Origin of the sequence: Acinetobacter cumulans (assembly GCF_003024525.3) — a bacterium.
GTDB classification, from domain to species: Bacteria; Pseudomonadota; Gammaproteobacteria; order Pseudomonadales; family Moraxellaceae; genus Acinetobacter; species Acinetobacter cumulans.
Map to the genome: position 1 here is coordinate 3,373,327 of NZ_CP035934.2, position 21,471 is coordinate 3,394,797.

Below are 21,471 nucleotides of genomic sequence, written 5' to 3' on the forward strand. Positions count from 1 at the left end.
CTTATACGGGTGTTTTTTTGTCTGCACAGAGGCTTTCCCTTTTCTCTCCATGGTTTTTTTGATTAGAATCAATAAACCGTAATCTCGGCATAGGCCTGCACATGACTTCAATGGACGTTTCTCAAAGCACAACTTTACAATACGTGCATTGGTTTCGGCATTCTGCACCCTATATTAATGCCCACCGTGGCAAAACCTTTGTCATCATGTTTGATGGTGAAGCCGTCTTACATGCGAATTTTCAACACATTATTCATGACATTGCCCTGTTGCATTCTTTAGGTATTCGTTTAATTTTGGTTTACGGCGCACGCCCGCAAATTAATCAGAACCTCAAAGCCAGCGGACTCACAACGCCATTTCATCATCATCGTCGCGTGACCACACGTGAGTCTTTAAGCGCAGTGATGAATGCATCAGGTTCTATTCGTTTACAAATTGAAGCGTTGCTCTCGATGGGATTGGCCAACTCACCGATGTACGGCGCACGTATTGATGTGGTATCGGGCAATTTAGTTACTGCAAAGCCTTATGGTATTCGGGATGGTGTTGATTTTCAGTTGTCTGGTGAAGTGCGTAGTATCGACACTGATGCCATTCAGCGCCATTTACTCAGTCAAAATATTATCTTGCTTGGGCCAACGGGCTATTCCACTACAGGTGAAGTATTTAATTTGTTGGCGGAAGAAGTGGCAACCAAAACTGCAATTAGCTTAAAAGCAGATAAATTGATTTTCCTTGGCCAATCAGCAGGCCTCATGGATGAACATGGCCAATTAATTCGAGAAGTCTTACCACACCAACTAGAAGAACACCTTTTACAATACCAAGATGCCAATCCCGACATTTTCTTACATTTGCATGGTGCAAAAACAGCCTCGCTACAAGGCGTACATCGGGTGCATTTAATTTCGTATGCAACCGATGGTGCCATGCTAGAAGAACTCTTCACGCGTGATGGTTCTGGCACCATGATTACTGATGCACATTATGAAGAAGTCCGCACGGCGAATATTCAAGATGTCGGTGGTTTAATTAATCTACTTCGTCCGTTAGAAGAAGAAGGGATTTTGGTCTATCGCTCGCGTGAACGTTTAGAAAATGAAATCGAACAATTTGCCGTAATTGAACGCGATGGTACGATTTTAGCCTGTGCAGCGCTTTACCCAATTCCTACCGCTGAAGGCGAATTGCGTTCGGCTGAAATTGCCTGTGTTGCTGTACATCCGAGCTACCGTAAATCGAATCGTGGCAGTCAAATCCTGCATTATTTAGAAGAAAAAGCCAAAGCTTTGGGAATCGAGCAATTGTTTATTTTAACCACACGTACGGCACACTGGTTTATCGAGCAAGGCTTTGCATCTGCCAGTGTCGATGATCTCCCGAATGCACGTCAGGCTTTATACAACTACCAGCGTAACTCCTTGGTCTGTATCAAAACCCTTTAAGTAGGTTTAGAGCGCCCTGCTTAGCTCAATTTTGACTAAGTTTATCTCTAAATTTGCGCAGTCCATGCTTTGGACTTATGCGCATAAAGAGATAAACTTATGCATAGATCGTATATTAAAAAATAAGTATTAAATTTCAATAAATTAAAATCATTAAACAGCATATCTCTCATTATTTTATTCAGCATAAATTTGCATAAGGTTTGCTGTTTTTTATTTATCTTTTTTCTTCATTAGAACTTTAAGTTTTTTTATTTTTTCCGAAAAAGAAAATTCATTAGCGTATGTGCATTCCATGTCGTTCTTATTTTAGGTTCAGGAGCAACCTGCCATGCGCATCATCCCTTCTCAATTTTGGACAAAATCACTCGCTCTTTCTGCTGCGACTGTTGCTGTCATGATGCTGACGGGTTGCTCTAAAGATCAAGCCCAAGAGACCATTACTTTAAATATCGGCTTTCAAAAATATGGCATTTTGCCGATTGTCAAAGAACGCGGCAATTTAGAAAAAGCGCTAGAAGCGCAAGGCGTTCAGGTGAAATGGGTGGAATTCCCGGCTGGGCCACAGCTATTAGAAGGCTTAAATGTCGGTAGCGTTGTGTTAGGCGAAGCAGGTGAAGCCCCGCCAATTTTTGCACAAGCAGCCAACTCAAATTTAGTCTATGTGGCCAACCAACCTGCTGCACCCAAAGCAGAAGCCTTACTGGTGCCTAAAGATTCTGCCATCAACAGCATTGCTGACTTAAAAGGCAAACGCGTTGCCTTAAACAAAGGCTCAAATGTTCATTATTTATTGTTGAAAGTTTTAGAAGCCAATCATTTAACACTGAATGACATCAATGTCATTTATTTACCCCCTTCCGATGCACGTGCAGCCTTTGAAAAAGGTGCAGTCGATGCTTGGGTGATTTGGGATCCGTTCTTTGCTGCAGCTGAACAACAAATTGGCGCGCGCGTTTTGGCCACAGGTGAAAACCTCGTGAGCAACCATCAGTTTTATTTGGCTGACCGTAAATTTGCTGAAGCCAATCCAAAAGTGATTCAAGCCGTGGTGAAAGAATTGAACCTGTCTACACAGTGGGTAGCGAGCCATCAAGATGAAGCCGCCAAGTTACTCGAAAAGCCAACTAGCCTCGATTTTAACATTTTAAAAAGTTCGATTTCACGGATGGGTTTTGGCGTGCAACCCATTAGCCCTGCAGTAATTAGCGAGCAACAACGTGTTGCAGATGCCTTCTATGCGCAAAAGCTCATTCCAAACAAACTCAATATTGACGCTGCCATTATTAAATAAGTTTTTTCACTTTCATTTTATTTCCCGCAGGACTGACATCGACCAAATCAGAACCAGATGCAGCCTGTTGGATGACCGAGCACATTCAAAATTAAGGAACAGATATGAAAATTTTTTGGTTTATCCCGACGCATGGTGACAGTCGCTACCTCGGTACCAGCAAAGGTGCTCGTGTTGTTGATCATGCATATATGAAACAAATTGCGGTGGCGGTAGACAACCTTGGCTACGAAGGCGTACTGATTCCAACAGGCCGTTCATGTGAAGATCCATGGTTAACAGCTACCAGCTTGATTGATGCAACCAAAAAATTAAAGTTCCTTGTTGCACTTCGCCCTGGGGTGACTACACCTGCTTTAGCTGCACGTATGGCAGCAACATTTGACCGTTTATCGGGTGGCCGTGTATTGCTTAACTTAGTTACAGGTGGTGACGAGCAAGAACTCAAAGGTGATGGTGTATATGAAGACCATGCGACTCGCTACAAAACTGCAAACGAATACACCACCATTTGGCGTGAAATTTTAACCCGCTCACATACCGGTGAAAGCTATACCTTCCATGGTGAACGCTTAAGCGTAGATGATGCCAAACTTTTATATCCACCTGTACAACAACCGTATCCACCGCTTTGGTTTGGTGGCTCTTCAGATGATGCAATTGAGTTAGCGGCATCACAAGTCGACACCTATCTCACTTGGGGTGAACCACCTGCTGCAGTGAAAGAGAAAATTGCCGTGGTCAAAGCCCGCGCAGAGGCCAAAGGTCGTGAACTGAACTACGGTATTCGTTTACACGTAATTGTACGTGAAACCAATGCTGAAGCATGGCAAGCGGCTGAAGAGCTCATCCAATATGTTGATGATGCAACCATTCAAGCCGCGCAAGCCAAATTCAAAAGCATGGATTCAATCGGACAACGCCGTATGGCTGAACTGCACAATGGAGACCGTACTAAACTCGAAGTATCCCCTAACCTTTGGGCTGGTGTAGGTCTAGTCCGTGGCGGTGCAGGTACAGCTTTAGTCGGTGATCCTGAAACAGTGGCTGCACGTATTCAAGAATATGCAGACCTCGGTATTAATACCTTTATTTTCTCGGGCTACCCGCATTTAGAAGAATCGATTCGTTTTGCAGAATTGGTGTTCCCGCTACTGCCACTCGAAACCCAACAAAAGCTAACTCAACCCAATTTGACTGGCCCATTTGGCGAAATTGTCGCGAACAATTACACACCAGATGAAAATAAAAAACCGATTCAGGAGCCAGCTTAAAATGTCTAAATCTGTTTCGGTTGAAGCCTTCGCAGAAAAGAAGGTTTCACGTGGAACACAGCTCGGGCAGCGTTTGCTGCCTTGGCTTCTTCCTATTGTTCTGATTTTGCTTTGGCAAGTTGCCTCAGTCACTGGCCTATTACAAAGCCGTATTTTACCTGCACCAAGCGCCGTTGTTAGTGCATTTTGGAGCTTGCTTTTAAGTGGTGAACTATGGAAACACGTGCAAGTCAGTGCGGGCCGTGCACTTTTAGGCTTATTGGTCGGTGGTGGTTTGGGCTTATTACTAGGCCTGCTCAATGGCTCATCTAAAGTCGCTTCAAACTTGCTCGACACCACCATTCAAATGATCCGTAACATTCCAGCGCTTGCACTCATTCCATTGGTGATTTTATGGTTTGGTATTGATGAAAGTGCCAAGCTATTTTTAGTGGCGATCGGGGTATTTTTCCCTATTTATATTAATACCTATCATGGTATTCGTTCTGTCGACCCACAGCTCATTGAAATGGGCAAAAGTTATGGCCTCACACGCTGGCAGCTCTATAAAGACATTATTTTGCCGGGTGCAATGCCTTCAATTTTGGTCGGACTGCGTTTTTCCTTAGGTTTGGTGTGGGTGCTGTTAATTGTGGCCGAAACCATTTCTGCACAAGCAGGTATTGGTTATATGACCATGAACGCACGTGAGTTTTTACAAACCGATATCGTGTTGGTAGGGATTTTACTGTATGCCCTACTGGGTAAATTAGCTGACGTTTTAGCCGTGGCTTTAGAGCGTTATCTCCTCCGCTGGCACGCTGGCTATCAAAAATAAAAAAGGACACATGACATGACTGATTTAAGTATTGGCCGCCATGCCCAAGATACCTCAAATGCAAATACATCAAGCTCAAACACGCACACCAACGACATTAACCCCAATGCTGTGCTTGGTGCCGAAATTCACATTGAGCAACTGCATAAGTTCTATGGCAGTGTAAAAGTACTCGAAGACCTCGACCTGCATATTCAGCCCGGTGAATTCCTTGCCATTGTGGGCCGTAGTGGCTGTGGTAAAAGTACCCTACTTCGCTTAATTGCCGATTTAGAAAAACCAAGCTACGGTGAAATCAAATTTAAATCTGCGCGTCATATTCGTGAAGGTATTACCTCCGATGACATTCGTGTGATGTTCCAAGATCCACGACTTTTGCCTTGGCGAAGTATTGAACAAAACGTACAGCTCGGTTTAGAAAAAGAGCGACATGCCAATGCCTCAGCCATGCTAGAAAAAGTTGGCCTGAAAGAAAAAGCCTCATTATGGCCGTCCCAACTTTCAGGTGGACAGCGTCAAAGAACGGCGCTTGCACGCGCATTATCTCACCAACCGCGAATCTTACTGTTAGATGAGCCACTCGGCGCTTTAGATGCATTAACCCGCTTAGACATGCAAAATCTGATTGAAAAACTCTGGACCGAGCAAGGCTTTACGGCCATCTTGGTAACCCATGATGTGAGCGAAGCGGTACAACTTGCAGATCGTATTATTCTGCTCGATAAGGGCCATATTGCCTCACAATTTCAGGTCGATCTGCCCCGTCCACGACAAAAAAATCTGGCTTTTAGCACACTTGAACAACAGGTGCTCAATGCTGTGCTCGCGACTTAAATATTTTTAATTTGTCTCATACTCATCATGTAGCAAGTGATGAGTGTGGGGCATATATATCGATTAAATCGTCGATTTATATGCGGTATAAAGCACCTAAAAGGTGCATGAATAGGTGCCCCAACTTAAAATCAACAACTTCCATAACATTAATGAATAAAAATAATCATTTTTTTATTTATGCATACTATTTTTTATTTGATTTTAGTGGGGCTGTCAGGATAATTTAATCATCGATCTATAAAATAAATCGCCATTATTCATAAAATTACAAAGTTTGGTTGTGCACAAGGCTGCTGATTTGCCGTACAATCCCCGATCCCCCTTTTCATTGTTAAAATGCTAATGGAACAAAAAAAGAGTACTCAAAAACGTAACCAGTTGCTTAGCGCTGCACTGGACGTATTTTCCCTATATGGTTTCAATGGGGCCAGTCTGGATGAAATCGCGCAAATTGCAGAAATGCATAAATCGAATATTTTCTATTACTATGAAAATAAAGAAGCGCTTTATGTCGAAGTGTTAACCACAGTGTTACAAAAATGGTTAGCGCCTTTGCAAACTTTAGAAGCAGATTTAGAACCTGCTGAAGCGATTACCAATTATTTGATGCAAAAAATTGAAGTATCGCGTACGCAGCCTAAAGCGTCTCGTTTATTTGCGCTTGAAGTGATTCAAGGTGCGCCACATATTCTTGATATCCTCAAAGGACCTTTAAAGAAGCTGGTAAAACGTAAAGCTAAAGTGATTAGTAACTGGCAAGAACAAGGCAAAATTTCAAAGGATATTGATCCTGAAATTTTGATTTTGAATATCTGGGCTGTTACACAGAACTATGCTGACTTTGCTACGCAAATTGAAATGGTGACAGGCAAAACCTTGCGTAACCGTAGCATGAACCAACGTGTGATCCAACACACGGTGCACATGATGCTCTATGGTGTATTACCTCGTAATTAATTCTCTCTATTGTCTTTCGTGGCAATGATTGGCATTCGGCCATAACTCGATATGGCCGCCAACCTTATTTTTTATACTTTTAAACTTTGATATAACGATAATAATTTTTGCGCGCCTAACAATAAGTTTTCTTCCCAATCCAGATGTGCTGTGTCATTTGCACCATCGGTAATATATTTTACCGAGATTAAGCGAACGCCCAGTTTTTTACATACTTTTGCGATTGCGTAGCCTTCCATGTCCACTAAATTACACGGTACTTTCGGTAGCCCAGTTTCAAAGCTGTCGCCAGTACCGCAAATTCCTTGTGCAAGATGATCAAAATAAGGTACCAGCTCAATCCCCGCAGGATACTCATCATCTAGTGGCGTAACCCCTACTGCAAAGCCCAATGGCGACACATCCATATCACGTTGCACAAACTGTGTAACCTCAACCAATGCATGTGCATCAAAATGGGAGCTCCCAGCCGTCCCTAAGTTCAGCAAGGTTTTGCAACCTGTTTTTTGAATTACTTCATAGGCTTTAAATGCTGCGTTGACTTTACCAATGCCACTATAGTGAACATCAATTCCCGCAGACTCAAACAAACCTTTAGACTCATTGGCTAAGGCCATCATTAGGGCTAAATCTTGTTTCATGTGCCATTCCTCATATTCATGGCTACCGATATAACATAGATTGGCACAAAACCATAAAGACCTTCGTGTGAAACACCTTGCTTGGGGTCAGCAATGCACTTCCCCCTTTGCTATCTTAAATTTGAAACTGCATAGGACGCTTGCCCAAAATAGATGGGGTTAAAGACTGATCATGACGTAAGGATTCTAAAATCTTTTCCAATGCGATATGCGCCATATCACCACGTACACTATGTGAATGCGTCATCGGCATACTTTCCAAACCTTTACGGCGTGCCGCCAAAATTTTAATGTCTTGGTTATTCACCACCCACGTGTATACGTTCACCGCAGGTTGAATTGCTTTTGCCAACACACGTGGAATTGGAAATTTATAGCTTACACAGGTATATACCCGTGATTCATAAGGCCCAACAGGCGTAATCAGGCTGTTAAAGACCATGCCTGAAGGTTCACCCCAGTGGTATTCCACCAAGGTAATATTGGGTGCAATAAAGCTATCACGATGAACCTGCTGTGCACCATGTGGATTGGTCAGCCACGGCATCATGCCTACATCTGCCTCATGGTCATGATATTCCACCACCACCTTACGTGGACTCACCTCAATCGTGGCATCTACCGCTTTGCCCGACTCAGAGCGAAACCAGCCTTCGTGCACAAATATCGTGTGGGTAACATCCATAATGTTTTGTGCGACAGTGCCCATCTCACCATCATATTTGCCCACCATATAATAACTTTGCCAACCTGGTGCATCATAAAAAGGCAGTTTAAATACTTCAGGGCGTGCTTCAGGCGCTTTATCGCCTAAATAGACCCAGATCAATCCATCTTGCTCACAGACGTCATAACTCCGCTGTTTAAATGCATGAGCTTTCTCTGGAAAAAATTTGCCATTCACACTGGGAATATGCGCCACCTGACCATCGCCTTGATAAGACCAGCCATGATAAGGACAAGTCACACAACCATTGGTCATTTTGCCTGCGGAAAGAGGAACACCACGATGTACACATTGATCGAGTAGAACGGCTGCCTGCCCATTCTTTTGACGAAACACCACAAAATTTTTACCGTAAATGGTGGTTTGTAAAGGTTGATCTTTTTTTAATTCTTTCGCAGTACAAGCAACGTACCACTCTTCCAATAAACCCTTGGCCTGATCCCAAAATTGAGTTTTTTCGCACATTTTAAAATCCTGATTTCCATATAGAATTTTTATCTATTTAATTTTTATTGCGTGTTGTTTTAATTGATTGAGTGCACAGAATATGCCCATCTCAGGGGCATATTCTAACAGTTTAATTTTTTTGCAAAATAGCATCGTACAGATAAATCGTATCAGTATGGTCAAGTGGCAAACTGTGCAATGTGATGTATCCCGTATATGCAGTATGGTGAGTCACCTTGTTTATCGAGCAATCCTCAGCGTATGCTGTCATCCATGAACATGCTCACCACGGGTCTGCATACGCATTCAATCAAGCCTCACCCCATTACACGGCTTTTTTAGCGCACTGTTGCTTTGCCTCCAAATAGCTTTTTAAACACGGTGAAAAAAATAAATGCCCGTGATAAAAACCGTGTGCGGTTTTGCCAGCCACCCATAACCACAGCACGAGCAAAGCCGTACTCAAACCATAAGCAAAGCCATAAATCCATGCCATTTGTAGTTGCTCAGCTAGATTTAAGATCGCAAAGCTATACACCCCCAACGGAAAAGTTAAGGCCCACCAACCCAAATTAAATGGCAACACACGTCTGTGATGTAATGTGGTCAAGATCGCCAAGCCCAACCACCACAGGCCAAAGCCCAATAAGATTAAACTACCCACAATACCTGCACCATGTAGGATCTGCCCTACATGTGCGAGTCCAATACTGGCCAATACGCTAGGCGCCTGAGCACCCAGTACCAACAGAGCAAAAGCACCTGTACCAATTGGCCCCAAAGCCAACCAATTACTAATGGCTAATTCTTTGGCAGGTAACTGATGTAGCGCCAAACGGAGCATGAGGATAGTTAAAATCGCAAAAGCTGGCAGTACAGACATTCCCAACAGCACATAACTGGCTAGCAAGATACCAACAGCATGCTCCGTCACAACAAGATGACCCAGTAATAAGCCTCCACTTGTGGCTGCAACCTCACAGGCCACAATCGGCAGTAGCCAAACTGCAGTCATGCTTTTGAGTTCGTGTTGTTGTCGTTGGTACATCACAAAAGGGACCAGCCAAGCAATTGCTACAGCCAAGACCACATCGACATACCAAAGTAGCTCGGCCCAAACCAAGGCGCTTTCGCCATAAATTGGCTGACCATATTTTAAAAAGCCATTTAAAATGGTCGCCAGCGCCATCGGGATAGCTCCCAAAAACAAACACATCATGGGATGCTTAAAAATTTGTTTGGCTTCGACAGGGTAATACAGCCAACGCAACACATATAAAGCACTAAACAACACAAAGAGCAGCATATTCAAATGCCAAAGCATCGCGCCGAATGACCATGTGAATGCTTGAAAGATAGGGAACTCTGATACAATCAGTGCAACCACGCCCGTCCCCATACACACCGTAAACCAGTTCGGAGTGAACTGACGGATCATCGTCTCAAGCCGTGTCTGTAAAAGCACCGTGTTTTGCATATTGTTGTCCTCATCTAGAAGCTGGTCTTATCTTAACCAACCCAACAAATAAGAAAAATTGATTAATATTTATTAAATGAATCAATTTTTCCTATATACGAACTTAAACTGCGGATTTCTTTTGCGTAAAAACACAACAACAAGACGAATGCTGAAGAATATGGCAATATATAGCCCACAAACATTTTCAACGATTTGATTCGCCCATGCAGCTGCTCCGTCTGAATGCTTTAGCGCCCAACTTAGAATTTCCTCAAACGGCCTTAACGATCGGCAATTTTGATGGGGTACATTTGGGTCATCAGGCGATGCTCAGCCAACTTAAAGAGATTGCAGAACAACAAAATTTAAAAACTGCAGTGATGATTTTTGAGCCACAACCGCTTGAATTCTTTAAATCTTATGAAGCACCACCCCGCATTTCTTCGCTACGTGAAAAAGTCGAATATTTAACAGCGCTCGGCGTAGACTATATTGTGGTGGCAAAATTTGATAATGACTTCCGCAACCTCAGCGCTGACGCTTTTTGCGACATTTTAAAATACAAACTCAATACACAAAGTTTAGTCTTAGGTGAAGATCATCACTTCGGTAAAAACCGTCAAGGCAATAGTGAATTTTTACGCCAACGCGGTTTTCATGTGACCGATTTACAAAATGTTGAAGTCAATGGTGAACGTGTTAGTTCAACCCTCGTTCGGCAAACTCTGCAAGCTGGCGACTTAGCCCATGCAGCAAAATTACTCGGTCGTCCTTATAGCATCACCGGTCGTGTGCAATACGGCGATCAAATTGGTCGTACCATTAATTTTCCGACCATTAACGTAAGGCTCAACCGTCATAAACCCTGCCTAAATGGCATTTATGGTGTAGAAGTTCTGTGTGAAACTGAGTCCCTACGTGCCAAAGTGCAACAGGACAACCCTGAGCAACTTGGCATTGCGGGCTATGAACCCACTGCCCTATTCGGTGCGGGTCATGTCGGTACACGTCCTGCCATTAAACATGTTCATCCAGAGTGGCGTTTAGAAGTACATTTTCCGAATGTTTCTGCTAATCTGTATGGCCTGTTAATGCGGGTAACGTTCCTCAACTATTTACATGGTGAAAAGGACTATCCGTCGCTTGAAGCCCTAAAAGCTGGAATTGATGATGATGTCGAAAAACTCCTTGAGTTTCGACAAAATACCCCAACATTTCCATTCTAATTCGACTTAATTTTTATTGATAAAACGTGTCCGTCCTAGACGGATGAAATTGGATGACAACTTGCATGAGCGATAAGCAAACTCCTGAAAATGCAGTGGATTACAAAGCCACGCTAAACCTCCCAGGTACTGAATTTGCAATGAAAGCAAATCTCGCAGTACGTGAAGCGAAATGGTTAGAAGAGTGGTATGCCGATGACATTTATCAGCAGATTCGTGCATCGCGTATTGGCAAGAAAAAATATGTGCTTCATGACGGCCCTCCATACGCAAATGGTCAAATTCATTTGGGTCATGCCGTTAACAAGGTTTTAAAAGACATCATCATCAAAAGCCGTGTGATGGATGGCTTTGATGCACCATACGTACCAGGTTGGGACTGCCACGGCCTTCCAATTGAACTCAAAGTAGAAGAAAAAGTGGGTAAAGTTGGCGTGAAAGTAGACGCCTCTACTTTCCGTAAAGCCTGCCGTGAATATGCATACACACAAGTTGAACTGCAAAAGAAAGACTTTGTGCGTATGGGCGTGTTTGGTGATTGGGACAACCCTTACCTCACCATGAACTTCAAACAAGAAGCCGACATCGTGCGTTCACTTGGCGCAATTGCCAAAGCGGGTCATATTGAGCCGGGTCTTAAACCAGTCAACTGGTGTTTGGACTGTGGTTCGTCTTTGGCTGAAGCTGAAGTTGAATATGAAGATAAAAAATCTGACGCAATTGACGTTGGTTTCACTGTTGTTGATTTAGCAGATTTATCGGCACGTTTAGGCGTACAAATCGCGGATCGTACAGACATCGTGATTTGGACCACTACGCCTTGGACCATGCCTGCCAACCAAGCGGTTGCACTGCATGCTGAGCTTGAATACCAATTGGTGAAAGCAACTGGCGAAGACAAAGCACCACAAAACTTCATTCTTGCAAAATCATTGGTTGAGTCTGCAACACAGCGTTATGGCTTTACAGCATTTGAAGTGATTGCTGAATTTGTTGGCGCTAAACTTGAAAACTTAGTACTACAACATCCGTTAATTGCTGAACGCCAAGTCCCAGTCATCTTGGGCGAGCACGTCACAGACGGTAGCGGTACAGGTGCAGTACATACAGCACCCGGCCATGGTGTAGACGACTATAAAGTTGGCTTACAGTACAACTTAAAAGTTGAAAATCCAGTTGGCGGTAATGGTGTGTATTTACCAACATCTCCACTGTTTGCTGGTGAGCACATCTATAAAGCCAATCCAAAAATTATTGCTGCTTTAACTGAAGCGACTAAGCTTTGGGCGCATGTGGTGATTAAGCATAGCTACCCGCATTGCTGGCGCCACAAAACTCCAATTATCTTCCGTGCGACACCACAATGGTTCATTAGCATGGATGCACAAGGTTTACGTGCCAAAGCACTCAATGCGATTGAAAATGACATTGGCTTTGTACCGGATTGGGGTAAAAACCGTATTGAAGCGATGATCGAAGGTCGTCCAGACTGGTGTATCTCACGTCAACGTACATGGGGCGTGCCAATTCCATTCTTCGTACACAAAGATACTAACGAATTACACCCACGCACACCTGAATTGATTGAAGAAGTTGCAAAACTGATCGAGCAAGAAGGGATTGATGGTTGGTATAACCGTGACGCAGCAGAATTTATCGGTGCAGATGCAGAGCAGTACAATGCTGTACGTGACACTTTAGATGTATGGTTCGACTCTGGAACAACACACTTTGCAGTGCTTCGTGAACGTGAAGAACTGCAAGATCCAGCAGACTTATACCTTGAAGGCTCAGATCAACACCGCGGTTGGTTCCAATCTTCATTGTTAACATCGATTGCAATCAATGAACGCGCACCTTACAAAGGCTTATTGACGCACGGTTTCGTGGTCGATGAGAAAGGCCGTAAGATGTCAAAATCAATCGGTAACGTGATCACACCACAAGACATCATTAAAGATATGGGTGCTGATGGTCTACGTTTCTGGATCGCATCTGCAGATTACCGTTATGAAATGACTGCGGGTAAAGAAATCTTTAGCCGTGCATCTGATGGTTACCGTCGTATTCGTAACACTTTACGTTTCTTGCTTGCCAACTTGAATGGTTTCAAACCATCGACGGATGCATTGCCTGTAGATCAATTGATCGCGCTTGATCAATACATCTTGCAACGTGCAAGCGATGTTCAAAAAACCATTCAACAAGCATACGAAGATATGAACTTCCATATCGTAACGAATGCGTTGACCAACTTCTGTATTAACGACTTGGGTGGTTTCTACTTAGACATCATCAAAGACCGTCAATACACCACTAAAGCAGACTCTGCAGCACGTCATTCTGCACAAACTGCGTTGTATCACTTGGTACAAGCATTTGTTCGCTGGATGTCACCAATCTTAAGCTTTACCGCGCAAGAAGCATGGCCTTTAATTCCAGAGCAATCTGAGAAATATGTCTTCACTGCTGAATGGTATGACATTCCAACTGCATCAGCCGCTAACCTTGTTTCTGAAGCAGAATGGCAAACGCTCATTGCTGTAAAATCTGCAGTAAATAAACACATTGAAGCAGCACGTAATGCAAAAGCAGTAGGTTCTAACTTATCTGCCAAAGTAGAGCTTTGGGCATCTGAAGAACTCAAAACTGTACTTGACCGTCTAGGTGATGAGCTACGTTTTGTCCTCATCACATCTCAAGTGGTTGTAAATGCATTTGATGCAGCGCAAGGCAACGAATCTGACCTTGAAGGTTTACGTGTAAACGTATCAGCAGCTGACGGTGAAAAATGCGCGCGTTGCTGGCATGTTCTACCAGATGTGAATACACATCACGAACATCCAGGTCTTTGTTCTCGTTGTATTATTAACCTTCCTACAGGTCAAGGCGAAGAGAGAAAATATGCCTAATCCACAACAAAAAAAGGGTTTATTTCAATTCTATCCACACAATTTAGTGTGGGTAGGCTTATCCATTGTTGCCATTCTTTTGGATCAATGGACCAAATGGATTGCCAGCACGAGTCTGAATTATGCAGACCCTGTCCCAGTCCTACCCTTTTTAAATTGGACATTACTACATAACTATGGCGCTGCTTTTAGTTTCTTGTCCGATGCCGGTGGATGGCAACGTTACTTCTTTACCTCACTTGCAGGTTTAGTGTCTGTTATTTTTGTATTTTGGCTGATGCGTATGCCAAAAACCGTGAAAATTTTACCCATTGCGATTGCCCTTATTTTAGGTGGCGCAATTGGTAATTTAATCGACCGCGTATCTTTAGGTTATGTGGTCGACTTCATTCATGTGTATTACAACAACAGCCACTTCCCTGCATTTAATCTTGCAGATAGTGCCATTACGCTGGGTACCATCTTATTGTTGATTGATACCTTCTTCCTTGAGAAGCAGCGTATTCAACGTGCGGAAGCGCAAAAAAATGACTGATTTGATTCATCCTAACGAAGAAATTCGTATTGAAAACGGCTCTAAAGTCGATCTTCACTTTTCTGTCGCGATTGAAAATGGCGTAGAAATTGATAACACCCGTAGCCGTGCTGAACCTGTGAGCTTAGTGATGGGTGATGGCAGTTTATTACCTGGTTTTGAAAAAGCATTATTTGGTTTACGTGCTGGCGACCGCCGCACTGTAAGCTTGCCACCAGAGGATGCGTTTGGCCCTTGGAACCCTGAAAATGTACAAAAGTTTGACACTGTAAAATTTGAACAGCGTCCAACTGAAGGTCACATGATCGAGTTTGAAGACAAAGCCAAACAAAGCCTATACGGCGTGGTAAAAACAGTGGGTGAAGACATTACAGAAGTCGACTTTAACCACCCATTGGCAGGTAAAAACATTACTTTTGAAGTAGAAATTTTTAAAGTAACGCCTGCTGGCCAGCAAGGCATTAAAATTATGTAAGTGACGCAAGTCATAAAAAGCACCTTCGGGTGCTTTTTTATTATTTACAGATCAATACTATACAGCCCAATCACCATAGATTAATTTAAACAGAAAATAGCACTTGAGAAACTTATGAATATTCAAATTATTGTGGGTAGCGTACGTGAAGGCCGTACAGCAATTAAAGTTGCAGCATGGATCCAATCACAAATCAACAGTTATGAATTCAGCACGGTTCAAACCGAAATTGTTGATCTAAAAGCATGGGATCTGCCATTTTTTGCTGGTGCCAACCCGCCTATGACGGGTATTTATGATCAGCCCAAACAACAAGAATGGGCTGCACAAATTGCCAAAGGCGATGCATTTATTTTCATTAGCCCCGAATACAACCACGGCTACAGTCCAGCACTCAAAAATGCCTTAGATTATTTAGGCAAAGAATGGAATGCAAAACCAGCTGCCTACGTCAGCTATGGTGGGAGCAACGGTTCACGTTCAATTGATCAAATCCGTCAGGTAGCAACGCAGCTTGGACTGGTAGACACCAATGCCGTGGTTGAAATCCGTGATATTTTTGCTCGCAACCGCGCAGAAACATTTGAAGGCAATGAGTTTGATGACAAAGCACTGAAAGCAGCTTTTGATAAATTGGTGCAATACGTCAACGCATAAACCACCTTGTAAGCTTTTGCTTACAACAACTGCGGAAATTGACCACTTTTCACTTATTCGCAGCCAGTCTAATATTGGATTCATAGAGAGACAGGAAGTCTCCAAAGCCTAAAACAATAATGATAAGCAGGACAGACGCAGGAAGCGTACGGTACGACAGGAGTTATACCGCTAGAATGAATCCGAAAAAGCCTCAACAGGATGTTGAGGCTTTTTTCGTTCTATGCAGTGTCATTCAACTTTACGTTCAACGACTTTACACATCCAATTGAAAACCCAAATCAATATCACATGCTGCTTGACCACCACGAATCCCCCAATTCTGTAATGGGCTTTCTCGAAGCAAAATTAAAATATGGTCAGCAGGAATACCGAATGTGATTAAATTCTGTACTAAACTTTGATACAAACGGCGCTTTGCCGTTAAAGAGCGTCCAGCAAAACAATCAATACTAATCTGTGTAAACAGCACGGGCTGTGCTAAACCATCAAACACTTGAAAACGATGTGGCGCATGTACACACAAGCGAATATTACGATCTGTTTGAGGAAGCTGAAAACTTTGCTGTACGGCATCCAAAACCGTATTTAATAATGCTTGTTCTTGCACGTCGTTATACTGGGTACGAATATCAATTTGAATGATCGGCATAAAACTTATTCTTTGCTCTTGTTATCAGCCAAACATTATGAACATTTCTTTGCGATATCGCTGTAAGCATTTTCCTACACCATTTGCAGAAATTAACAGCTATCTCAGTTTCATCTTTCAAACTATATTAAGTTCATAGCCAGACAGGATGTCTGATAAGAAAAATAAAAAAATGTCACAACAGCAGGATGCTGAATGGTATGAAAGGAAACATACCTTTGCAACGAATCAAAAAAAGCCCCGACAGGATGTTGGGGCTTTTTTTATCTTCCTCATCAAGGCATACATATTTTGCATTTTGCCCTGGCTCTGATTTTATGCTGTATCCATTTAACTGACTTGTCTCAAGATTTTGTGGCTTTGTACGCTATGACTTACACGAGATGCAGAATTTAGCGTCTTCTTTACCTAAGGAAACACAATTATATTAAGTTCATACCAAACAGGAAGTTTGGAAAAGAATAAAAGCAAAAACAATACAGCAGGACTGCTCAACATAAAAAATATGCTTAAGCGCATAACATAAAAGAAAAAATAGACACAGCAATAAGAATCAGGCAATAGCCCGAGTAATAGATTAGAAAAGCCTCAACAGCAATGTTGAGGCTTTTTTCATTTCGGGTAGCTAAATTTTCAACCACCATCCTCTCGCCTTGCATTTGGTCGTAAATATAAAACTGCTTCACAAAAGTTAAAGCGTTTCAGTAAAACTCTACATATAATTTGCATATTCTTTACGCAACTTGCGCTATGATTTGCTCGCGTATAAGAACTGCCAAAGGATCAGGCAGCAACTATAAAAAAAATGAAATGAGAGAATCAGCTATGCAGCCTCAGCAGCACTTTTTAAACGAATACACCAAAGTATTTTCAGCAACAACTGAAAATAACTCCAGTATGGCCTTGGCACAGTATATTGGCTCACACCGTAATGAACTGATGCAACAACTGCATGATTACGGCATTTTAGTCTTTCGAGGCTATCAAATTGAGCAACCTGAACAGTTTCAAATGCTGATTGAGCAATATTTTCAACTTCAACCTTGGAATGCATTTAATCCCAATATGCCAGGCTGGGCAGCGTCATGGATGCGTAAATACAGTGAAAGCATTTTAGGTGCTGGCGATTATCGTCGCTATATCGACCGTAATACGGTACAACTTGGCCCCGTCGAAAATTCAGTACAAGGCCCGCATGTTGAAGGGGGTGTACGTTCAGAGCGTTCACGTTATATCGCTCTTTTTTGTCAGGAGCCTTCGACTTATTTGGCCGAAACTGGCTTTAATAATTTAGAACTGATTTGGAATAAACTCCCAAAAACCTTACAAGAAAAATACCTTGGTGCTTGGAATCATTTTTCTTATGTCTCTGCACGCAAACTGAGTGTATTGGATCGGCTGTTATTACAAAAGAGTCCGTTTAGCATTGAAATGCGTAAGGACAAAAAAGCCAAACTGACCCTACAGCGCTCACCTTTAGTGATTCACCATCCAGATACCAAAAAACTGGCCTTACAACCGTGGGCATTTGCCAACAATACCAATCCTTTTGCACATCAAGCCGCACAAAACTGCTTTGATAACCGTGGAGAGATTGAAATTGATTCCACAGCAGATGGCATGCAACTCACATGGGAAATTTACAACCAACAAGGCGACAAAATTGAATGGACGGATGAAGAAAAACAACAGTTCTTCAATGCCATGTATAAGGATGCTTTGTTATTAGAATGGCATAAAGGTGATGTTGCACTGGTTGATAATGTGAAAATTGCACACTGGCGTATGAATGGCGAACAAGGTAACCGTAAGCTCATTCAAATTCAGGCCAATGTGTTTAATGCAGATGACCATTATGCAGCTTAGCGACATGGCCTCAGTGATGATTCTTCATCCGTTCGTGTACGCTACAGCTTACATCGCTTGCAGAATTCTGCCTCTAGGCAATAGTGCTCATTCAGCATAATCTATAGTTATCAGGAAACAGGAAGTTTCCAAACTTAACAACAAGAATAAAAGGTTTGTACACCAGGACGTGAGATACGACAGGAGTCATATCTAAACTTACGAAATATCGAAAAGCCCTATCAGGAAGATGGGGCTTTTTCGTATCTGCGCGATCGTGATTTTTTATAGGCTTTTTAGGTAGTTTACGATTTCTGTCTGCTCTGCCATTTCTGCAAGCTCTAAAGCCGTATAAGGCGCTTTATGCTGTACATCCGCACCTTTGCTGACCAAGAACTGAACCACATCCAAATAGCCGTTTTCTGCAGCTGCTTGTAGTGCGCTGTAGCCTTCTTCATCTGCTTGGTTTACATCTACACCATTGGCTAAACGTTTTTCAACTTCTGCTACATCACCTAAAGATGCCCAATACACTAATTCTGGTAGGTGCAGTTCGTCATCGTCTTCAGGGATTGGGGAGATAGAATTAAATTGCATTCCTAGACCTTCAACTTTATAGGATTATGAACAGACTAACATAACTCTCGCACCACAATTTATGTAAATTATGATCATTTCTTTTCATAGTATTTATCAAATTCTTTAAATATATTTGCATTGTAAAAAGTTTTTTTACTGCTATTAGGATTTGAAGGATCAAGAAGTCTTTGATACGCATATCTTTGATCAGACTCAAATTGTTTCCTTAAATCATGGTATTTCTTATTAACTTTAAACTCTACATACCTCTTTATACATCTTGTGCTGAGAACATCATAATTCCAAGGATATTTATCGCTAATATCTTCTTCGGATAACTGTACTACCGTAGCAGCAGGATCATTTGTAATGATAACTGGTAAGCCCGATGTACTTTTAACTTTTTGAAATTTAAGATCAATTCTTAATGTTAGATTGTAATCACTAAAATCATTATCATCATATTTTTGTTCACTTTTCTTTATATAGTCGAGCACATTTTTCTCACTATTATTTAATATCGTTCCTGACGCATTCTGAAAATCTCTAAAAAATGAGATAGGCATAAGATAAAAATTATATTTTGCTAAAACATTACCAAACCACTCATTTACTAAATGCAGATAGTTTTGTAATGCCGCTGTACCTAATTCTTGTATTTTGATTGCAATAGTAAAATCATCATTAATAAAGTGAATAGAGTTATCTCTAATTTCAGTAAGAGCTAATAAATTTTCATAGACTACTTTATTTATTTTTAATCCAAAATCATTTGTAATAACATTGTATGCTTCAAACAAATTAATAGACATCGCGTTACCACTTCTATTTTTTTTAATGCTTTTAGATGTTGATTTATTACCACTTTTCAAAGTTTTTAATTCAGTCTTATATATTGAACTTAATTTATTGCTAGAAAGATGCAGTACTTGGGCTTTTAATAATAACTCCCAAGAATTTATACACAAGACAGAAAAAGTTTCTTCTCTGTATTTAAAATCTGGTTTGTTATAAATCTCGATAGCTGACAGCATAGCTGCTATCGATTTTTCTAGCATCAATCTTGAGCGTGATTTCATAATTTACTAATTTAATTTTTTTTTAGTATATTTATTTTAATAAATATAAAAAAGCCCCCATACGGAGGCTTATTCATTTTAAATCTGCTTAAGCTTTTGCTGGCTGCGCCACTTCAATCTTGTCAGAATCTGTATCTTGCATAATCAATGCAACTGCAATCGCACAGATCAATACAGGTAAACCCACTGCAATAAAGTTAAAGTGTGCAGGAAGGCTCATCCCTAATAAGCCACCAATGAGGATAGGACCAATAATTGCACCCATACGGCCAATCGCAGATGCCCAGCCAATACCCGTCGAACGTACTGCCAATGGATAGAACTGCGCTACATAGCTGTATAGCAACATTTGCGAACCAATAGACGCCGCACCAGCCAAGAACACCAAAATGTAAAGCAAGAACTGGTTAGACTGGAAGCCCATTAAGCTCATCACAATCGCACCCATTAGACCCAAGCACATCAATACTGGTTTCAAATGGAAACGGTCCGCCAAAATACCACCGCCTACGATTCCAACAACTGCACCAACGTTCATAACCATCATAAACATGAGGCTGTTATCCATCGAATAGCCTGCCGCCATCATCAATTTTGGTAACCAACTGCTCAATGCATACATGGTGAGTAAGCAAGTGAAAAACGCGATCCAGAACAAAATTGTATTTGTTGCACGGCCACGACGGAACAAACTCATCACGCTTGCAGATTCAGGCGTATCAACTTGATGCAATTCAAAAGTTGTTGTTTCTTGCACAGATACTTGTGGAGCCAATTGACGCACAATAGTACGAGCTTCGGCTTGACGGTTCTTTTGCACAATAAACGTTAAAGATTCTGGTAAAAATTTCCAAATAACAGGCAGTAAAAACAGCGGAATGCCAGCAATAAAGAACATGATTTCCCAGCCAAAACTTGGGGTAAACCATGCACCCAATAAAGCAGCCATAACACCACCGACCGCATAGCCACTAAACATACCTGTAACCAAGGTGCTACGCATCTTCTGTGGGGCGTATTCAGAGGTTAAAGCCACAAGGTTAGGCATTACACCACCAATGCCTAAACCCGCCAAGAAACGCAAAATAGCAAATTCTGTCGGGTTTGAAGCAAAGCCACCAGCAAAGGTTAAACCACTGAATAAAACAATACAGATCATAATGACTTTTTTACGGCCAATTTTATCGGCCAAGGAACCAAATAGCATGGCACCAAACATCATCCCTGCAAGTGCTGTACTCGCAAGCATACCTGCCTGCATTGCACTTAAGCCCCACTCTTCCATAAGCAAGGGTAAAACAACACCATTAATCGCTAGATCATAGCCATCAAATAAGATAATAAGCAAACACCAAGCTAAAACTTTAAAATGGAATTTGGAAAATTTTGCGTGATCAATAATATCATTCACATTCACTGCTTTTGACATTACTCACCTCCTGTAAATCTTTATTTGCATTGCACTTTAACTAGCGCCCTTCAGTTTAAAATTTTGTTTTTTAGAACAAAGCTGAAGCCATTTACTAAAGTAGTTTTGCCTAATATTCACATAATTTATACCACCATAAAAATTCAACATTAGTCTAATCAATCACATTTTCAGTGACTTA

The 21,471-nt window shown here is 41.8% G+C and carries 19 protein-coding genes; 12 read left to right on the top strand and 7 right to left on the bottom strand.

Annotated elements, in window-relative coordinates; translation table 11 throughout:
- The first annotated feature begins 101 nt into the window (after nt 1-101).
- The 6 genes from argA to C9E88_RS15885 all read left to right on the top strand — a co-directional run bounded on the left by argA (nt 102) and on the right by C9E88_RS15885 (nt 6,627).
- The gene (gene argA / locus C9E88_RS15860; RefSeq protein WP_106984126.1) at nt 102-1,448 is read left to right on the top strand and encodes an amino-acid N-acetyltransferase; all 1,347 of its coding nucleotides are present in this window, start codon (nt 102-104) and stop codon (nt 1,446-1,448) included.
- A 331-nt stretch (nt 1,449-1,779) separates the two neighbouring features.
- A complete protein-coding gene (locus tag C9E88_RS15865; RefSeq protein WP_106984125.1) occupies nt 1,780-2,742 on the top strand; it encodes a sulfonate ABC transporter substrate-binding protein in 963 nt (320 codons plus the stop codon).
- A 104-nt stretch (nt 2,743-2,846) separates the two neighbouring features.
- Nucleotides 2,847-4,016: an FMNH2-dependent alkanesulfonate monooxygenase gene (ssuD, locus tag C9E88_RS15870; protein WP_106984124.1), complete on the top strand. Its 1,170-nt coding sequence runs from the start codon at nt 2,847-2,849 to the stop codon at nt 4,014-4,016.
- A gap of 1 nt (nt 4,017) precedes the next feature.
- Nucleotides 4,018-4,833, top strand: a complete 816-nt coding sequence (ssuC, locus tag C9E88_RS15875; RefSeq protein WP_106984123.1) for an aliphatic sulfonate ABC transporter permease SsuC — start codon at nt 4,018-4,020, stop codon at nt 4,831-4,833.
- Nucleotides 4,834-4,848: 15 nt separating this feature from the next.
- A complete protein-coding gene (locus tag C9E88_RS15880) occupies nt 4,849-5,667 on the top strand; it encodes an ABC transporter ATP-binding protein (RefSeq protein ID WP_106984122.1) in 819 nt (272 codons plus the stop codon).
- Nucleotides 5,668-6,012: 345 nt separating this feature from the next.
- Nucleotides 6,013-6,627: a TetR/AcrR family transcriptional regulator gene (locus C9E88_RS15885; RefSeq protein ID WP_106984293.1), complete on the top strand. Its 615-nt coding sequence runs from the start codon at nt 6,013-6,015 to the stop codon at nt 6,625-6,627.
- A gap of 71 nt (nt 6,628-6,698) precedes the next feature.
- Here the strand turns inward: C9E88_RS15885 and C9E88_RS15890 are convergent, their stop codons facing one another.
- From C9E88_RS15890 to C9E88_RS15900, 3 genes are all read right to left on the bottom strand, one after another.
- Nucleotides 6,699-7,268, bottom strand: a complete 570-nt coding sequence (locus C9E88_RS15890) for a phosphorylase family protein (RefSeq protein WP_106984121.1) — start codon at nt 7,266-7,268, stop codon at nt 6,699-6,701.
- Between the two features lie 115 nt (nt 7,269-7,383).
- Nucleotides 7,384-8,460 (bottom strand): aromatic ring-hydroxylating oxygenase subunit alpha, encoded by a 1,077-nt coding sequence (locus C9E88_RS15895; protein WP_106984120.1) that lies wholly within the window; start codon nt 8,458-8,460, stop codon nt 7,384-7,386.
- Nucleotides 8,461-8,767: 307 nt separating this feature from the next.
- Complete coding sequence (locus C9E88_RS15900) at nt 8,768-9,919, bottom strand: TDT family transporter (RefSeq protein WP_106984119.1); 1,152 nt, start codon at nt 9,917-9,919, stop codon at nt 8,768-8,770.
- A gap of 206 nt (nt 9,920-10,125) precedes the next feature.
- Between C9E88_RS15900 and ribF the strand changes: the two genes are divergently transcribed.
- From ribF to C9E88_RS15925, 5 genes are all read left to right on the top strand, one after another.
- Nucleotides 10,126-11,127, top strand: coding sequence for a riboflavin biosynthesis protein RibF (gene ribF / locus C9E88_RS15905; RefSeq protein ID WP_106984118.1), 1,002 nt, complete (start codon nt 10,126-10,128; stop codon nt 11,125-11,127).
- A 65-nt stretch (nt 11,128-11,192) separates the two neighbouring features.
- On the top strand, nt 11,193-14,039 hold the full coding sequence (gene ileS, locus C9E88_RS15910; protein ID WP_106984117.1) for an isoleucine--tRNA ligase: 2,847 nt from the start codon (nt 11,193-11,195) through the stop codon (nt 14,037-14,039).
- On the top strand, nt 14,032-14,574 hold the full coding sequence (gene lspA, locus C9E88_RS15915; protein ID WP_106984116.1) for a signal peptidase II: 543 nt from the start codon (nt 14,032-14,034) through the stop codon (nt 14,572-14,574). Before ileS ends, lspA begins: the two co-directional genes overlap by 8 nt.
- Entirely contained in the window at nt 14,567-15,049 is a 483-nt protein-coding gene (locus tag C9E88_RS15920; RefSeq protein ID WP_106984115.1) for an FKBP-type peptidyl-prolyl cis-trans isomerase, read from the top strand. Before lspA ends, C9E88_RS15920 begins: the two co-directional genes overlap by 8 nt.
- 114 nt (nt 15,050-15,163) lie before the next feature.
- On the top strand, nt 15,164-15,706 hold the full coding sequence (locus C9E88_RS15925; protein WP_106984114.1) for an NADPH-dependent FMN reductase: 543 nt from the start codon (nt 15,164-15,166) through the stop codon (nt 15,704-15,706).
- A gap of 256 nt (nt 15,707-15,962) precedes the next feature.
- Here the strand turns inward: C9E88_RS15925 and C9E88_RS15930 are convergent, their stop codons facing one another.
- Entirely contained in the window at nt 15,963-16,358 is a 396-nt protein-coding gene (locus tag C9E88_RS15930) for a tautomerase family protein (protein ID WP_106984113.1), read from the bottom strand.
- Between the two features lie 825 nt (nt 16,359-17,183).
- Between C9E88_RS15930 and C9E88_RS15935 the strand changes: the two genes are divergently transcribed.
- The gene (locus tag C9E88_RS15935) at nt 17,184-18,224 is read left to right on the top strand and encodes a TauD/TfdA family dioxygenase (protein ID WP_106984112.1); all 1,041 of its coding nucleotides are present in this window, start codon (nt 17,184-17,186) and stop codon (nt 18,222-18,224) included.
- 264 nt (nt 18,225-18,488) lie between these two features.
- Here C9E88_RS15935 and C9E88_RS15940 read toward each other — a convergent pair whose 3' ends face one another.
- From C9E88_RS15940 to C9E88_RS15950, 3 genes are all read right to left on the bottom strand, one after another.
- Nucleotides 18,489-18,800, bottom strand: coding sequence for an ankyrin repeat domain-containing protein (locus tag C9E88_RS15940; protein ID WP_106984111.1), 312 nt, complete (start codon nt 18,798-18,800; stop codon nt 18,489-18,491).
- 74 nt (nt 18,801-18,874) lie between these two features.
- Nucleotides 18,875-19,861, bottom strand: coding sequence for a DUF3644 domain-containing protein (locus tag C9E88_RS15945; protein WP_106984110.1), 987 nt, complete (start codon nt 19,859-19,861; stop codon nt 18,875-18,877).
- A gap of 88 nt (nt 19,862-19,949) precedes the next feature.
- Nucleotides 19,950-21,290: an aromatic acid/H+ symport family MFS transporter gene (locus C9E88_RS15950; protein ID WP_106984109.1), complete on the bottom strand. Its 1,341-nt coding sequence runs from the start codon at nt 21,288-21,290 to the stop codon at nt 19,950-19,952.
- Nucleotides 21,291-21,471 lie beyond the last annotated feature (181 nt).

Bases quoted from the DNA above. Each gene is read 5' to 3' on its own strand.
- argA (WP_106984126.1), top strand. From the start codon at position 102: ATGACTTCAATGGACGTTTCTCAAAGCACAACTTTACAATACGTGCAT.
- C9E88_RS15900 (WP_106984119.1), bottom strand. From the start codon at position 9,919: ATGCAAAACACGGTGCTTTTACAGACACGGCTTGAGACGATGATCCGT.
- ileS (WP_106984117.1), top strand. From the start codon at position 11,193: ATGAGCGATAAGCAAACTCCTGAAAATGCAGTGGATTACAAAGCCACG.
- C9E88_RS15935 (WP_106984112.1), top strand. From the start codon at position 17,184: ATGCAGCCTCAGCAGCACTTTTTAAACGAATACACCAAAGTATTTTCA.
- C9E88_RS15950 (WP_106984109.1), bottom strand. From the start codon at position 21,290: ATGTCAAAAGCAGTGAATGTGAATGATATTATTGATCACGCAAAATTT.
- ssuD (WP_106984124.1), top strand. From the start codon at position 2,847: ATGAAAATTTTTTGGTTTATCCCGACGCATGGTGACAGTCGCTACCTC.
- C9E88_RS15895 (WP_106984120.1), bottom strand. From the start codon at position 8,460: ATGTGCGAAAAAACTCAATTTTGGGATCAGGCCAAGGGTTTATTGGAA.
- C9E88_RS15885 (WP_106984293.1), top strand. From the start codon at position 6,013: ATGGAACAAAAAAAGAGTACTCAAAAACGTAACCAGTTGCTTAGCGCT.
- C9E88_RS15890 (WP_106984121.1), bottom strand. From the start codon at position 7,268: ATGAAACAAGATTTAGCCCTAATGATGGCCTTAGCCAATGAGTCTAAA.
- C9E88_RS15880 (WP_106984122.1), top strand. From the start codon at position 4,849: ATGACTGATTTAAGTATTGGCCGCCATGCCCAAGATACCTCAAATGCA.
- C9E88_RS15940 (WP_106984111.1), bottom strand. From the start codon at position 18,800: ATGCAATTTAATTCTATCTCCCCAATCCCTGAAGACGATGACGAACTG.
- C9E88_RS15930 (WP_106984113.1), bottom strand. From the start codon at position 16,358: ATGCCGATCATTCAAATTGATATTCGTACCCAGTATAACGACGTGCAA.
- C9E88_RS15925 (WP_106984114.1), top strand. From the start codon at position 15,164: ATGAATATTCAAATTATTGTGGGTAGCGTACGTGAAGGCCGTACAGCA.
- ribF (WP_106984118.1), top strand. From the start codon at position 10,126: ATGCAGCTGCTCCGTCTGAATGCTTTAGCGCCCAACTTAGAATTTCCT.
- C9E88_RS15920 (WP_106984115.1), top strand. From the start codon at position 14,567: ATGACTGATTTGATTCATCCTAACGAAGAAATTCGTATTGAAAACGGC.
- C9E88_RS15945 (WP_106984110.1), bottom strand. From the start codon at position 19,861: ATGAAATCACGCTCAAGATTGATGCTAGAAAAATCGATAGCAGCTATG.
- C9E88_RS15865 (WP_106984125.1), top strand. From the start codon at position 1,780: ATGCGCATCATCCCTTCTCAATTTTGGACAAAATCACTCGCTCTTTCT.
- lspA (WP_106984116.1), top strand. From the start codon at position 14,032: ATGCCTAATCCACAACAAAAAAAGGGTTTATTTCAATTCTATCCACAC.
- ssuC (WP_106984123.1), top strand. From the start codon at position 4,018: ATGTCTAAATCTGTTTCGGTTGAAGCCTTCGCAGAAAAGAAGGTTTCA.